Consider the following 14,546-nt stretch of genomic DNA (forward strand, 5'->3'; position numbering starts at 1 on the left):
GGGCGCATGTCGACCCACGCCAAGCGGGAACGCCTGCTGCTCGCCGATCTGCTGGAAGCCAACGGCCCCGAGGCCCCGACACTGTGTGAGGGGTGGAAGACCCGCGATCTCGCCGCGCACGTCGTGGTGCGCGAGCGCCGTCAGGACGCGGCGGGCGGGATCCTGATCAAGCCGCTCGCGGCGCGCCTGGAGCGCGTCCAGGGAGAGTTCACCGCCAAGCCGTACGAGGAGCTGATCCAGCTCATCCGCACCGGACCGCCCCGGATGTCGCCGTTCTCCGTGAAGCAGGTGGACGAGGCGGCGAACACCGTCGAGTTCTTCGTGCACGCCGAGGACGTGCGCCGCGCGCAGAGCGACTGGACGCGGCGCGAGCTGGACCCGGTCTTCGAGGACGCGCTGTGGCGCCGTCTGGAGAGCGGCGCCCGGGTGTACGGGCGCAAGTCCCCGGTCGGCCTGGTGCTGCGCCGGCCCAACGGGCAGACCGCCGTCGCCCGCAAGGGCACCCCCGTGGTGACGGTCACGGGGGAGCCCTCGGAGTTGCTGCTGTTCACCTCCGGGCGGCAGGAGGTCGCCGACGTGCAGCTGGAGGGCGAGAAGGACGCCGTCGCGCAGGCGTACGAGGCGCGGCTCGGCATCTGAGCGGACTTTCTCCGGCCGGAGGACTCCTGACGGTGGGTAACCGGGCGTATCCTCACCGGACATGGGGGTCCCAGGAACGGGCGCCGCGTGTCCGCACACCCTCTTCTCGGGTGCGCGGTGCGCCGGCCGCCTGACCGTGACGGGGTACTGCGACGGGTGCGGGCGGCACCCGCGCACGGCGGACCCGGACCCGAGCCCGCGCCCGGGGAAGCAGGAGGGCGGGGAGCGCGCGGGGGCACCGGCGCTGCTGGCGCTGCCGTGGCTCGCGCCCCGCGCCCCCGGCGCGCGGCTGATCCCGGAGGACTCCCCGCCCCCGCCGGGCCGCAAGTGCGGCAATCCGGAGTGCGGGGCCTCGCTCGGGCCGCCGCTGCTCGAACTCCCGCTGCCGCCCGAGGGGTTCTGCCCGCTGTGCGGCCACCGCTTCTCGTTCGCGCCCTCGCTGCGCACCGGGGACACGCTCGCGCAGTACCGGGTGCGCGGCTGTCTCGCGCACGGCGGGCAGGGCTGGGTCTATCTCGCCGACAGCACCGAACTGACCGATGTGCCGCCCGTGGTGATCAAGGGGCTGCTGAACCGGCACGACGAGCGGATGCGGAAGCTGGCCACCGAGGAGGCCCGCTATCTCTACCGGGTGAGCCACGAGGGCATCGTCGGCTTCCACAACTACGTGCGCCACACGCACCCGGGGGACGCCGAGCCGACCTCGTACCTGGTGATGGAGTACGTCGGCGGCAGCACTCTGGAGGAGATCGTCACCCAGACCCGGCGGGGCGAGCTGCCGCTCGGGCGGCCGCTGGACATCGAGACCGTGCTCGCCTACGGCTGTCTGATCCTGGAGGCGCTGGGCCATCTGCACGGCCTGGACCTGGTCTACAGCGACCTGAAGCCGTCGAACGTCATCCACGTCGGCGACCGCGTCAGGATCATCGACCTGGGCGGGGTGCGGAAGGCCGGGGACCAGCAGTACGAGCCGACGCTCTCGGAGCCGTTCGCCGCGCCGGAGGTGCTCGCGCGCCGTACGGGGCCGACCGTCGCGCACGATCTGCACACGGTCGGCAGGACCCTGAGCGAGCTGGCCGCCTACGCGGTGCGGGACGTGCCGGGGCTCGCGATGCGCTCGTTCCGCCGGGTGATCGACCGGGCGACGCACCCGCTGCCGAGCTACCGCTTCTCCTCGGCGCGCGAGATGGCGGGCCAGCTGCGCGGCGTGGCGCGGGAGATCAGGGCGCTGCGCGAGGAGCGGGACGCCCCGGAGCCGTCCCGCTACTTCACCCCCGCCGGTGAGCTGCTCGGCCGCGAGCTGGGCACGGTGCCGCCCCGCGCCCGGTGGCTGGACGGGCCCCCACCGGTGCGGGGGCGGCGGTTCCGCTCGGCGCCGCTGGACCCCGCGATCCCCTCGGCGCGCGCCTTCGCGCTGGGGCTGCCGGTGCCGGACCCGCATCCGGCGGACCCGCGCGCCGGGGAGTTCGGGCTGACGACGTACGACCCGCTCCAGGTGCTCCAGCAGGACGCCGCGCGGCCCTCGTCCGAGATCTGCCTGCACCACGTGCGCCGTCATCTGCTGCGCGGCGGCGGCGAGGAGGCGCTGGAGCGGGCCGCCCGGGAGTACGCGAAGGCCATGGACATCCTGGGCGCCGGACCCCCGCTGCGCTGGCGGCTCGCCTGGCACCAGGGGCTGCTGGCGCTGGCCCGCGCCGACCTCGCGCGCGGCACGGGGACCGGTAGGGACGAGCGGGAGCAGCTGGAGGCGGCGCGTTACGCGTTCGACCTGACGTACGGCGCGATGCCCGGCGAGTACGCGCCCAAGCTCGCGCTCGGCTACTGCGCGGAGCGGCTCTCCCCGCGCCCGGCCGAGGCCGAGGAGTTCTACCGCGCGGTGTGGTCGCGCAACCCCGCGCACGGCAGCGCCGCCTTCGGGCTCGTCCGCCCGGCCCTCGCGCGCGGCGACCGGCGGCGGGCGCTCGGCGTGCTCGACCAGGTGCCGACGGACTCGCACGACCACGCGGCCGTACGCGTCGCGGCGCTGCGCGTCCTCACCGCGCGGCTGGCGGGCGAGCGCCCCGCGCTGCCCTCGCTCGACGAGTTCGGGGAGGCGCAGCGGCGGCTCGCCGGTGACCTCGCCGACCAGGAGCTGCGCGACGCTCCGCACGTCGGCGAGGAGGGCCGCACCCGGCTGAAGGCGGAGGTGCTGGAGTGGGCGCTCGACGTGGTGACGAGTGCGGTGGTGACGAGCGCGGGGGTCGGCGAACTGCCGTACGGGGAGATCTTCGGACCCCCGCCCGTGGTCCCCGCGCCGCGCCGGTCGCGCGCCGCGCGCGGGGCGTACGCCGCCGTGCGGGAGCTGCGGCGCCGGGCCGGTGCCGCGCCGCCGGGGCCCGAGACGCTGGTGCGGACCCGGCTCGCCGCCTGTTACGGCACGCTGGCGCGGCTCTCGGGCGACGACGCGGAGCGCGAACGCTTCGCCGACCACGCCAACGCCGTACGCCCGAGAACCCTGACCTGATCCGGGAGGCTCCGATGGCCGGGAGCGGCGAGCGCGGGCTGTACGCGCGGCTGACGGTGGACATGCGCACCGACCAGTACGCGGACCGGCGCATCCTGGTGCGCTCGGTGGTGCGCGCCGACATGTACGAGGAGCGGCCGGAGGGCGCCGGGGCGCACTGGCTCCCCGCGCCGGGAGCCGGGAGCGGGGTCGGAGGCGAGGTCAGGGGCGGGGAGCCGTCGGGGGTCGCCGTGCTGATCGCGGTCGACTTCGCGCCGGGCGCGCCGCGCGCGGACGGGCTCGGCGCCGAGGAGCGGAAGCGGGCGCTCGTACGGGCGGCGGGCGCGGCGGTCGACGCGCTGCCGGACGGCACGCACTTCGCGCTGCTGGGCGGGGGCGCCCGGCCCCGCGTGGTCTATCCCTGGACCGGCGAGTGGGCGGTGGCCGGTGACGAGCCGCGCCGCCTGGCCCAGTTCGAGACGCAGGGGATGATGCCGCACAGCGCGGCCGACGAGGCCCGTACGAGCTACGCCGCGTGGCTGGCGCTGGCCCGTCGGCTGTTCACGGACACGCGGCCCGCCGTACGGCACATGATCATGGTGACGGACGGCAGCAGCGGTGACGAAGGCGGCGGCACGGCCGTCCTGGACCGTGAACTCGCCGCCTGCGCCGGGCGGTTCACCTGCGACGTCCTGGGCGTCGGCGACGGCTGGCGCGTCGGCCCGCTCTCCCGCATCGCCGCCGCGCTGCACGGCGCGGCGGACGCGGTGGACGAGGAGGACGACGAGGACAGTGGGGACGGCGGGGAGGGCGGTCTGGGCGGGCGGCTCGCCGCGACCGTACGGGGGCTGGTCGACGCGCGGCTGCCCGCGCTGCCGGTGGAGATCACCGTACGGAAGGGCGTACGGCTCGTGTCGTTCGCCGAGGTCTCCCCCGTGCGGCGGGGGTTCCCCGTCGAGGCGCCCCCGCTGGACGCCCCGGAGGCGCCGCGCGCGCACCGCTTCACCACGCATCTGTGGTCGGCCGGTACGCGGGAGTACCAGGTCGAGCTGGTGGCGAGCCCGCACGGCGAACCGCTGGACGAGCTCCTCCAGTTGGCGTCCTTCGTACTGGGCGGCGGGACGGCGGCCGTGGCCGTCCCGGTGCTGGTGCGGTGGACGGACGACGTGACGGCGGCGGGCACCTCGCGCTTCACCGCGCGCGGCCAGAGCGTGCTGTACCACGCGCGGCGCACCGACCGGGTCACGGCGTACATGGAGGGCTGCGACGCCGCGCTGCGCGGGGAGCGCGCGCACGCGGAGCAGCTCCTCGGCCACGCCTGCCGGCTGGCGGCCGGAGCGCGGGACGAGCTGCTGCTGACGCTGCTGGACAGGGTCGTGCACGTGCTCGACCCCGGCGGCGGCGTGGTGCGGCTGCGCGCCTCGGTGGCCCCCTTTGACCTGCGGCGCAGCCAGTTGCGCGCGCAGCGCGTGCCCCCGTCGCCCGCGCCCGCGTCCTCGCCCCCGCCGCCCGACTGCCCCGCCTGCGGCGCCGTCCCCTCCCCCGGCGCCCGCCACTGCGTGCGCTGCGGCACCCGCCTGCGGCGGACGGCCCCGGACCGCCAGGGACGGGAACGGGGACGGGAACGGGAACGGGAGCGCGGAGGGGACCGGTGGTGACCCGTACGCTGCTGCGCCGTCATCTGGCGGCGCTGGTGGTCCTCTCGCTGCTGTCCGGCACGGCGCTGCTGGTCTCGTACGACGTGGTGCACCGCTCCCCCGAACGCGTCCGCACCAGCACCGCGCTGGCCGCGCAGCAGGTGGCGGCGGCGCGCATCGCGCTGGAGACCGCGCACCGCAACGCCGAGGCGGCCGTGGGGAAGCCGTCCTCCCGGGTGACCGGAGTGGGCGAGGGGTTCCGCACCCAGATCTCCGCCGCCGACCAGAACCTCTCGCGCGCCGCCGACAAGCAGCTCGCGGGCTCGTACGGCCGGGGCGAGCTGGACACGGTCGACGGGCTGCTCACGGTCTACGCGGACGCGGTCAACCAGGCCGCCGGGATGTACGGGGAGAAGCCGGAGGACATGGCGCCCGGGGCGCGCGACGAGCTGAGCACCATGCGCGAGCTGCGGATGACGGAGGCCGGTTCGCTGATGCACCGCCGGGTCACGGGCATGCTGCCCCGGCTGGCGAAGCTCCAGGAGCGGCAGCTCGAACAGGTCCGCAGGGAGCTGGAGTTCAGCACGGCGCAGCGCGTGGGGTGGGCGCTGGCCGAGGCGTTCCTGATCCTGACCGGGCTGGTGCTGCTGTCGGCGACGGCCGTGCTGCGGCGGCGCTGCGGGCGGCTGTTCAACGGCTGGCTGCTGTGCGGGCTCGTACTCACGCTCGTCCTCGCCGTCGTCCCGGTGCGCTGGACCAGCACCACGCAGGACCGGCTCGACACGGTGAGCACGCGGCTGACGAGCCTGGAGCACGCGGCCACCCAGCGGAACATCACGCGTACGGCGGCCGAGGTCCGGCACGCGGCGGACACCGCGCACGGGCGCGCGGGCCCCCTCCTCGGCTTCGGCGCCTGCGGCGTCGCCCTGCTGGTGCTCCCCGCCACCGGGCTGCTGCGCCGCCTGCGCACCGACTACGGGAAGGCACGGCCATGACGCGCACGGCCATGACGCGCGCCACCCGGACCGTACGGGCGCTGCTGGGCGCCCTGCTGCTGGTCCTCACCGCCGCCACGGCCGCCGGGTGCGGCGACGGCTCCGGGCTGGGCGCGCCCGAGGACCGCCCGGTCACCGTCCTCGGCCCGTGGACCGGCGCCCAGGAGGACGACTTCCGCAAGCTGCTGGACAGGTCGGGCGTCCGCTACACGTACCAGGGCACGGCCGCCCAGCGCGAGGTGCTGCTCTCCCAGGTCCAGTCGGGCAACCCGCCGGACATCGCGCTGCTCCCGGGCCCCGGCGAGCTGGCCGACTACGCGCGCAAGGGCCATCTGCAGTCCCTGGAGGGGCTGTACGAGCCGGAGGAGTACGGCGACGAGGGCCCCTGGCAGCCGGTGGCGAGCGGCGCGGGCGGCAGCTACTGGGTGCCGGTGAAGGCCGATGTGAAGAGCCTCGTCTGGTACCGCGCGGGCGGGCCGCGCCCCGACGGCTCCGCCGTCGGGCAGTGGTGCCTCGGCATGATCGACGACGGCGCCTCCGGCTGGCCGGGCAGCGACTGGATCGAGGACATCGTGCTCCAGGGCTACGGCACCGGCGTCTACGAGCGCTGGGCGGGCGGCACGCTGCCGTGGACGGACAAGCGGATCGCGGCGGCGTGGCGGGCGTGGGGCCTGCTCCTCGCGCAGGACGACGGGCGCGGCCCGAGCGCCGCACGGCGGGCGCTGCTCACCGACCACCGGGGGAAGCCCGGCGCGCACGGACTGCTCTTCGGCGGGGGCCGCCGGTCCTGCGCGCTGGAGCACCAGGGCACGTTCGCGCGCTTCTTCTACGGCGACCGCGCCGACGAAGCGCGCTTCCGCACCTCGCGCGCGCTGCTGCCGGGCGGCCCGTACATGTACGAGGGGCCCGAACGCAGCGAGGTCTCCGCCGACTTCGCCGTGCTCTTCAAGGGCGGCGGCGGCCCCCCGGACAACCGCCGCCGCCTGCTCTCCTACCTGGCCTCGGAACAGGGCCAGCGCGCCCTGCTGGAGACCCCGCACTACTTCTCCGCGAACTCCACGGCGTACACCAGCGGGGACAGGGGGCGGATCGCCCGGCGGCTCACCGGGCGGGACAGCGAACGCTGCCTCGACGCCTCGGACGTGATGCCGCCGACGGTCCGGGACGCGTTCTACGAGGAGGTCCTCCGCTTCCTCACCGCCCCGTCGAAGGACCCCCTCCCCCGCCTCCGCGCGATCCAGTCCATCCAGCGGACGGAACGCGCCCGCCTCGGACTCGGCAAGGGGAGGGCGTGGATGAGGGGGGTGTGCACCTAGGGCCAGTCGGGGGCCGGGTCCTCGGTGAACAGCGGGCGCAGGGCGCCCACCGCGGCGCCGACGCAGGTGGCGTGGAGTTCCGCGCGGGTGCAGGTCTCGCGCGTGAGCCAGTCCACGACCAGCACCTGCACGAACACCAGCCATGCCTTGAGCGCCGCGGAGACGGCGTCGTGGGCGCGCTCGTCGGCGAGCGGGAGCACACCGAGCAGGCGGGCGCGCAGGGCGTCGAGCTCGTCCGTCATGATCGTCTGGATGACGGGGTCCCCCGCGAGCACCCGGTTGGCGGCCAGCACGGCCTGGCGGTTCGCGATGAAGTAGTCGAAGTGGGCGTCCAGGCCCTGGGTGAGCTGTTCGACGAGCGTGGCGTCCGGATCGAAGCGGGTCGCCGCCAGCAGCCGGTCGGACGCCTCCTGGTACATCGCCGCGAAGAGCGCGTGCTTGCTGGGGAAGTGCCGGTAGAGCAGGGCGCGGGAGACTCCGGCCTCCCGCGCGACGTCCTCCATCAGCACGTCGTCGTACGGGGTGGCGGCGAAGAGGCGGGCACCGACGTCGAGCAGCTGAGCGCGGCGGTCGGCGGGGGTCAGGCGGCGACGGGGTGGCACGCGTCGAGCTTACTTGACATGTGTCTACCAGTGGCGCCTACCCTGCCCCTTAGTAGACACATGTCAACTAAAGAACCAGGGGGAATCGTGCGGAGAGCACTGCGGGGGTTCGCGTGGGTGATGGGCGTCGCCTGCGTGGCGATCGGCCTGTTCCATGTGGTCGGCGGCAACGCCGCGATTCCCGGCGAGGCCGACGCGGGCGCGACCCTCGACAGCCTCGGCCGGTTCTTCGGCGCGATCTTCGCCGGGTACGGGCTGGCCTGGCTGTGGGCGGTCCGGCAGGATCCCGTCCCGGCGCGCGTGGTGCGGTGGCTCGCCGCGGTGTTCCTGCTCGGCGGCGTCGGGCGGCTGCTGTCCCTGGCCGTGCACGGATGGCCGCACGCGTTCCAGGTGGCACTGACCGTCATCGAACTGGCCCTGCCGCCGGTCCTGTTCTGGCTGGCCGACGCCGACGAACGCGCGCGCCCGGCCTCAGGCCCGGCCTCGGGTCCGGTGGGCCGATGAGCGTCGCCCTGCTCGCCGCGCCCGGCCAGGCCGATGCGCCCTCGGCCGAGTTCCTGATCCCCTCCCTCTTCCTGGGGTTCCTGTTCACCTTCGTTCCCGCGCTGCTCGCCCGGCGGCTGCTGAACCTGCGGTCCGGGGTGCTCAGGATCGCGTTCTGCACCCTCGTGGCCCTCACGGTCAGCGGCTCCGCGATGGGCCGGTACGTGCAGGAGGGCAACGGGTGGTCCCTGGCGACCGTCTTCTGGGGCGTCACGCTCGCCCTCACCATGCTGATGCTGCTCGTGCTGGAGGCGTTCGTCCCCGGCGGCCTCGGCCCGGTCGGCCTGGTCAAGGAGCTCCACCACCGCGTTCTCCGCGCCCGGCGTTACGCCCAGGTCAGCGCCATCTCCACCCGCTCGGGGCTGCCCCGCTTCGCCGCCGGGCGCCCCAGCCGCAACACCCCCGAGCGCAACGCCGACTTCGCCGCGGCGCTGCGCCGCACCCTGGAGGAGAGCGGCGTCACCTTCGTCAAGCTCGGCCAGCTGCTCTCCACCCGCCGCGACCTGCTGCCCCCCGAGTTCATCGACGAACTGAGCAAGTTGCAGAACGAGGTTCCCCCGGCCCCCTGGGCGCAAGTGCGCGAGCAGTTGGAGGCCGAACTCGGCGCGGCCCCCGAGGAGTGCTTCAAGGACTTCGACCCCACGCCCCTCGCCGCCGCCTCCATCGCCCAGGTCCACCGGGCGACGCTGGCGGACGGCCGCCCGGTGGTGGTGAAGGTGCGGCGCCCCGGGATCGTCCGCGTCGTCGACCGCGACCTCGACATCGTGCGGCGGATGGCCCGCACCCTGCAGCGCCGCTTCGCCTGGGCCCGCACCATCGGCGCCGCCGACCTGGCCGAGGGCTTCGCCGACTCGCTCCGGGAAGAGCTCGACTTCCGCGCCGAGGCCCGCAACCTCGCCACGGTCGCCGCCGCCGGTGCCGGCCGCTCCCCCGTGCGGCTCCCGCGGGTGCACGAGGAGCTGACGACGGCCCGGGTCCTGGTCATGGAGGCCCTCGACGGCATCCCGCTGGGCAGCGCGGACGCGGCCCTGACGGCACGCGGCACGGACCGCGAGGCGCTGGCCCGTACGCTCCTCGACGTCCTGCTCCGCCAGATCATGGTCGACGGCGTCTTCCACGCCGACCCGCACCCCGGCAACATCCTCCTGCTGCCCGACGACTCCCTCGCCCTGATCGACTTCGGCTCGGTCGGCCGCCTGGACACCCAGCTCCAGGGCTCGCTGCAGCGCCTCCTGCTCGGCATCGACCAGCGCGACCCGGCGGGCGTGCGGGACGCCTTCGTCGAGATCATGGACCGCTCGGACGCGGTGGACGGCGAGTCCCTGGAGCGCTCCCTCGGCCGCTTCATGGCCCGCCATCTGGGCCCGGGGCTGACGCCCGACGTGGAGATGTTCACGGACCTCTTCCGCATCGTCTCCGCCCACGGCGTCGCCGTCCCCGCGGAGGTCGCAGCCGTCTTCCGCGCCCTCGCCACCCTGGAGGGCACGCTCGCCCATCTGGCCCCCGGCTTCAACATCGTCAACGAGTCGCGTGCCTTCGCCGACCGGGAGATCACCGCGCAGCTGCGCCCCGAGTCGCTGCGCGAGGCGGCGCGGGACGAACTGGTGTCGCTGATGCCGCTCCTGCGCCGCATCCCGCGCCGGGTGGACCGGATCACGGCGGACCTGGAACGCGGCGCGTTCACGGTCAACACCCGGATGTTCGCCGACCCCGCCGGCCAGCGCGTCCTGTCCGGTCTCCTCCAGCAGGCCCTGGTCGCCGTACTGGCGGCGACCACCGGCCTCATGTCCGTGGTCCTGCTGGCCAGCGGCGGCGGCCCCCGGATCTCCGACCAGCTCCACCTCTACGAGGTCTTCGGCTACAACCTGCTCGTGCTCAGCGTGATCATGATGCTGCGCGTGCTGGTCGGCGGCTTCCGCGGCCGCGAGAGCCGGGGCAGGGGCCGGTAGCAGCCCTCACTCACGCCTTGGAGCCTCCGGCCACGGGAGCCACGGGCAGTTCGGCGCGCAGGCAGACCCGGGAGGCGAGCGGCAGGAGCCCGGCGAGGCCGAGGACGCCGCAGCACACGAAGACGGGCCCGGTCCCCCACACCCCCGCCGCCGCGCCGAAGACGGGGTACGACAGGGGGGCCAGCCCGAGCGAGCTGAGCCCCGCCACCGAGGTGACCCGGCCCAGGTAGGCGGGGTCGGCGGTGATCTGGATCAGCGCCCGCGAGAGCCCGCCGCACATGCCGCCCGCGAGCCCGGCCAGCGCGGCGAGCCCCGCGGCGGCGGGCAGCGCGGGGGCGAGTCCGACGGCGCCGACGGCGAGCGAGGCGACGGCGGCGCCCGCGCACTGCACCGCACCCGCGCGCGGCACCCGGCCCCGTACGGCCAGCACGAGCGCGCTCGTACCGGCGCCGACGCCGAAGGCGCTGACCAGCCACCCGACGCCCGTAGCGCCCCAGCCGCGCTCGGCGGAGAGCAGGACGAGGCCGACGTTGAGCGGCCCGTTGACGGCGAGCTCCAACAGCGCGCCGCTGAGCGCGAGGCGGGCGATCAGAGGGTGCCGCCGCACATGCCGGAGCCCGTCCCCGAGTTCGCGCCACGGGGTGGCGCGCGGAGACGGCGGTACCTCGTCGTCCGCCGACGCCCCGCCCGCCGTCTCCGGCACTCGTGTCCGTACGGCCGCGAGCAGGGCCAGCGAGACGGCGAACAGGCCCGTCGCGACGGCGAACGCGGTCGCACCGCCGCCGAGGCCCAGCGCGAAGCCGCCGAGCGGCGGCCCCGCCACATTGCCGAGCCGCACGGCGAGGGCGCTCATCCCCTGCACCCGGGCGAGCTGGTCGCGGGAGGTGAGGCGGGGCGGTAGGGCCCCGACGGCGGGCACGAACAGCGCGTCGACGGCGCCGAAGACGAGCGCGCCGAGGACCAGCGGCCACAGCCCCGTCGTGCCCGCGCCCAGCGCGAGGGCCACCGCGAGGACGACCGCGCAGCGCACGGCGTCGCTGACCAGGACCACCCGGCGCGGCCCGTAGCGGTCGGCGACGACCCCGCCGCCCAGCATCAGCACCACGCGCGGCACGGCGCTGACGGCGAGGACGAGTCCGACCCCGGCGGGGCTTGTGACGCGCTGCGCCGCCCAGCCGAAGGCCAGGAAGCAGATGCCGTCGCCGACCATGGAGACCGCGTACGCCGCGAGCCAGCGCAGCACGGCGCCGTCGCGGTGCGCGGGTCTGGGCCGCGCCGTCGCGGACGCCGCCGCAGGCGCCGTTACGGGCGCCGTCATGGGCGGAAGGGGAACCCGTAGAGGTGCAGGGCCACGTGCTCGCGGTGAACGCCGTCGTCCCCGGTCTCGGCCTCCGCCGTACGCGCGCGCGCCTTCCAGCGCGCCGTGACCTCGGCCAACTCGGCCTCGCACTGGGTGAGTTCCCCGGGCGTGAGCCGTACGAGCGTCTCGGAGCTGAACGCCGCGTCCAGCCACTCCTTGGGCCAGGACGCGGCCTGTTCGAGGAACGTCGTGTACTGCTCGCCGCGCGTCTCCATCAGCCGCCGCACGACCGTCGAGGCGACGGCGGCTCCCTCCGGCCGGTCGCTGAAGTCGGAGGTGCGGAAGCTGAACGGGCGCTCGTCCGAGGGCGTCCACCAGCGCTCGCGCGCGTCGCCGCTCCGGCCCTCCGGGGGCTCGGACTCGACGATGAAGCCGTGCTCGGCCATCTTCCGCAGGTGGTAACTGACCAGCGAGACGGCCTCGTCGACCTGCTCGGCGAGCTGCGAGGCGGTCGCGGTGCGGACGGCGCTCAGCGCGCGCCACAGCTCGATGCGGAGCGGGTGCGTGAAGACCTTGAGCGCGGCGAGATCGGTGATGCGGTTCTGGACATGCGTGTCATGCGCGTCGTGCGAATCGTCGGCCATGACCCGACCGTAGATACAAAAGAGAAGTTGTGCAATTGGATTTGCGCAATTATTTTTGCGTAAGCTCCCCTTCGAACCCGGCCAGCAGCGCGTCCAGCGCGAACGTGAAGCGCGCCGCGTCCGCCTCCCCCCTCGACCCCCCGGCCTCGCGCGCGGCACGGGCCAGCAGCGGATAGGCGTCGGCGTCCACGGCGAGCAGTTCGGCGACGCCCTCGCCGCCCGCCTGGGTGGCCACGTGTCCGACGGCGAAGCCGGTCAGCGCGTGCACGACATCCAGGGCGCGGACCGGCGCGAAGCCCGCCCCGCACAGGGCCGCCACCATGTCCTCCATGGTCCGCAGGTTGCGCGGCGTCATGGCGGGCCGGGCCATCAGCAGCGGCATCACGTTCGGATGCGCGGAGAGCACGGCCACCAGCGACTCGGCGTAGGCCCGCAGGCTCTCGCGCCAGCTCGCGGCCCCGAACTCGGGCGGCACCGCCTCCGCGACGACCCGCTCGACGATGCCGTCCAGCAGCGCGTCCTTGTTCGGCACGTAGTGGTAGAGGGTCATCGCCTCCACCCCCAGCTCGGCGCCGAGCCTGCGCATGGAGAGCGCCTTCAGCCCTTCCCCGTCGGCCAGCCGTACGGCCGCCTCCAGCACGGCCTGCCGCGTGAGTCCCGCGCGATGCCCACGCGCCCTGTTGGCCGCCATGACGTTCCTCCCGGCCCCGATTGACGATTCTTACAGCGTAAATATAGCGTGGGCAGCAGAGTCTTACGACGTAAGAATAGGAATGCGGGAACGGAGAAGGGATCACCCATGTCACTCCGCACTGTCATGTACTCCGGACTGGCCCTGACCGCGGCGGCGGCGCTCGTGCCACTGATCGACCTGGCCACCGTGGACAGCGTCACGGACCACGTCCGCGCGGCGTATCCCGACTGGTCCGCCTCGGACGTGAGCAAGGACCGCACCGCCATCGTGAGCTACCTGGCCGTCGTCGGCGCGCTCGGTGTCCTGTGCTGGCTGTGGGCGATCCGCTCGGTCGGCCGGGGCTCGGCCCGCGCGCGGGCGGTCACCACCGCGCTGTTCGCCGTCGGCGCCTGCTGGGCGCTGTACGACCTGACCTGGTCCTCGGCGGAGTACGCGCACGTGATCCCGGTCCTCTACGGGGTGCTCGGGCTGCTGCCCTGCCTGGCGGGACTGGCGGCCGTCGTCCTCGTGTGGCGGGGACGGGAGGACGGGTGGCAGAGCGGGTGGCAGAGGGGCGGGCCGAGCGCGCCGTGAGCCGGGACGGGGTCGGGGCCGCCCGGCTCACGGCCGTTCGTCAGAGCTTCACGCCGTAGCCCGCGAGCCACTTCGCGGGGTCGATCGCCGAGCCGTACTCGGGCGTCGTACGGACCTCGAAGTGCAGGTGCGGGCCCGTGGACTTGCCGGTCGAGCCCGACTCGGCTATGTGGTCCCCGGCGCCGACGGACTGGCCGTCCTTGACCAGGATCTTGGACAGGTGCGCGTAGTGGGAGTACTTGCCGTCGGCGTGCTTGATCACCACCTGGTTGCCGAAGGAGTTGTCCCAGTCCGCGGTGACGACGGTGCCCTTCACCGCCGCCTTGACGTTCGTTCCGGTGGACACCGCGATGTCCGTACCTGTGTGCCCGTGCGACCAGTTCGAGCCGGACGCCTGGTACTCGGCGGTCTTGGTGCCGCCCGCGACCGGGCGTACGGCACGGTCGGTGTTCAGGGTCAGCTCGTCCCCTGCCTGCAGCAGGTCGGGATCGCCGCCGATGGTCGACTTGTTGGCCTCGTACAGCGCCTTCCAGCCGCCGTCGACGTCCTGCTCGTCGGCGATACGGGAGAGCGTGTCCCCCGACTTCACGGTGTAGCTGTCCCCGTCCCCTCCGGCCGCGTTGGCCATCGAGGCGCCGACGAGCGGCAGCGCCAGCGTGGCCCCGGCGGCGGAGACGCGCGTGACGAGCTTGCGGGCTCTGCCCTGGGGACGCTCGGCGCGGTGCCGGGCGCGGTGGGGGCGGGGGTAGGGATGTTCCTCGAAGGGGGTCGGTGACGACGCATACGTCATCGGGTGACTCCAACTGTCTCCGGCCGCCTGCGGGGTGAGCTGTCGGGCTGGGGCGGGAGAACGCCCCGCCACGCCCCGGAATCCGGGACGCGGCTTCGCCCCTAGCCGTCACCGTGGTGCGTGTGGGGGGTGTGACGGCGAAGGTGGGTCCCCCGCTCCTGCCCTGCGGTTGCGGTTGGGGGGAGGTGCCGCGTCCGGCGCGGGCAGGATTCGGCGTGCTGACCGGCGCGGTGTTCGCCTCTCGAACACGCGGCACGCTAGGGGGATCTTCCCCCTGAGCACAACCTCTTCACAGAAGTGCGCCCCGAACTCCCCCTGCTCGCAGGGCACTTCACCCACGCTGGCCCCGGCAAATCCCCCATGGCCGTCTCAGTGCCGACTC

General features: G+C 74.5%; 13 protein-coding genes. 8 read left to right on the forward strand and 5 right to left on the reverse strand.

Annotated features, from left to right (window positions below; all coding sequences use genetic code 11):
• Positions 1 to 6: 6 nt before the first annotated feature.
• The 5 genes from ACGF3A_RS19540 to ACGF3A_RS19560 all read left to right on the forward strand — a co-directional run bounded on the left by ACGF3A_RS19540 (position 7) and on the right by ACGF3A_RS19560 (position 7,069).
• The gene (locus ACGF3A_RS19540) at positions 7 to 639 is read left to right on the forward strand and encodes a TIGR03085 family metal-binding protein (protein ID WP_393731399.1); all 633 of its coding nucleotides are present in this window, start codon (positions 7 to 9) and stop codon (positions 637 to 639) included.
• A gap of 61 nt (positions 640 to 700) precedes the next feature.
• Entirely contained in the window at positions 701 to 3,142 is a 2,442-nt protein-coding gene (locus ACGF3A_RS19545) for a tetratricopeptide repeat protein (RefSeq protein ID WP_393731401.1), read from the forward strand.
• A 14-nt stretch (positions 3,143 to 3,156) separates the two neighbouring features.
• Positions 3,157 to 4,779, forward strand: coding sequence for a hypothetical protein (locus ACGF3A_RS19550; RefSeq protein ID WP_393731403.1), 1,623 nt, complete (start codon positions 3,157 to 3,159; stop codon positions 4,777 to 4,779).
• On the forward strand, positions 4,773 to 5,753 hold the full coding sequence (locus ACGF3A_RS19555) for a hypothetical protein (protein WP_393731405.1): 981 nt from the start codon (positions 4,773 to 4,775) through the stop codon (positions 5,751 to 5,753). The genes ACGF3A_RS19550 and ACGF3A_RS19555 overlap by 7 nt, the downstream gene beginning before the upstream one ends.
• Positions 5,750 to 7,069 carry an extracellular solute-binding protein gene (locus tag ACGF3A_RS19560; RefSeq protein WP_393731407.1) on the forward strand — a complete coding sequence of 440 codons (1,320 nt, stop codon included), beginning with the start codon at positions 5,750 to 5,752 and terminating at the stop codon, positions 7,067 to 7,069. Before ACGF3A_RS19555 ends, ACGF3A_RS19560 begins: the two co-directional genes overlap by 4 nt.
• On the opposite strand, the gene ACGF3A_RS19565 is transcribed toward ACGF3A_RS19560, so the two are convergent.
• Complete coding sequence (locus ACGF3A_RS19565) at positions 7,066 to 7,671, reverse strand: TetR/AcrR family transcriptional regulator (RefSeq protein WP_393731409.1); 606 nt, start codon at positions 7,669 to 7,671, stop codon at positions 7,066 to 7,068. The two genes, ACGF3A_RS19560 and ACGF3A_RS19565, sit on opposite strands and share 4 nt — an antisense overlap.
• Positions 7,672 to 7,758: 87 nt before the next feature.
• On the opposite strand from ACGF3A_RS19565, the gene ACGF3A_RS19570 reads away from it, so the two are divergent.
• Positions 7,759 to 8,175, forward strand: a complete 417-nt coding sequence (locus tag ACGF3A_RS19570; RefSeq protein WP_393731411.1) for a DUF4345 domain-containing protein — start codon at positions 7,759 to 7,761, stop codon at positions 8,173 to 8,175.
• Positions 8,172 to 10,163, forward strand: coding sequence for an ABC1 kinase family protein (locus tag ACGF3A_RS19575; RefSeq protein ID WP_393731413.1), 1,992 nt, complete (start codon positions 8,172 to 8,174; stop codon positions 10,161 to 10,163). The genes ACGF3A_RS19570 and ACGF3A_RS19575 overlap by 4 nt, the downstream gene beginning before the upstream one ends.
• Positions 10,164 to 10,173: 10 nt before the next feature.
• On the opposite strand, the gene ACGF3A_RS19580 is transcribed toward ACGF3A_RS19575, so the two are convergent.
• Genes ACGF3A_RS19580 through ACGF3A_RS19590 form a run of 3 tightly spaced genes read right to left on the reverse strand, consistent with a single transcriptional unit; the run spans position 10,174 to position 12,798 of the window.
• Positions 10,174 to 11,481, reverse strand: coding sequence for an MFS transporter (locus ACGF3A_RS19580; RefSeq protein WP_393731415.1), 1,308 nt, complete (start codon positions 11,479 to 11,481; stop codon positions 10,174 to 10,176).
• Positions 11,478 to 12,107: a helix-turn-helix domain-containing protein gene (locus ACGF3A_RS19585; protein ID WP_393731417.1), complete on the reverse strand. Its 630-nt coding sequence runs from the start codon at positions 12,105 to 12,107 to the stop codon at positions 11,478 to 11,480. The genes ACGF3A_RS19580 and ACGF3A_RS19585 overlap by 4 nt, the downstream gene beginning before the upstream one ends.
• Before the next feature lie 49 nt (positions 12,108 to 12,156).
• A complete protein-coding gene (locus tag ACGF3A_RS19590) occupies positions 12,157 to 12,798 on the reverse strand; it encodes a TetR/AcrR family transcriptional regulator C-terminal domain-containing protein (RefSeq protein WP_393731419.1) in 642 nt (213 codons plus the stop codon).
• A gap of 108 nt (positions 12,799 to 12,906) precedes the next feature.
• On the opposite strand from ACGF3A_RS19590, the gene ACGF3A_RS19595 reads away from it, so the two are divergent.
• Positions 12,907 to 13,374, forward strand: coding sequence for a hypothetical protein (locus ACGF3A_RS19595; RefSeq protein WP_393731421.1), 468 nt, complete (start codon positions 12,907 to 12,909; stop codon positions 13,372 to 13,374).
• A 40-nt stretch (positions 13,375 to 13,414) separates the two neighbouring features.
• Here ACGF3A_RS19595 and ACGF3A_RS19600 read toward each other — a convergent pair whose 3' ends face one another.
• A complete protein-coding gene (locus tag ACGF3A_RS19600) occupies positions 13,415 to 14,164 on the reverse strand; it encodes a M23 family metallopeptidase (protein WP_393731423.1) in 750 nt (249 codons plus the stop codon).
• Between the last annotated feature and the right edge of the window lie 382 nt (positions 14,165 to 14,546).

The sequence above is a fragment of the Streptomyces sp. NPDC048172 genome (assembly GCF_043202595.1).
Taxonomy (GTDB): Bacteria; Actinomycetota; Actinomycetes; order Streptomycetales; family Streptomycetaceae; genus Streptomyces.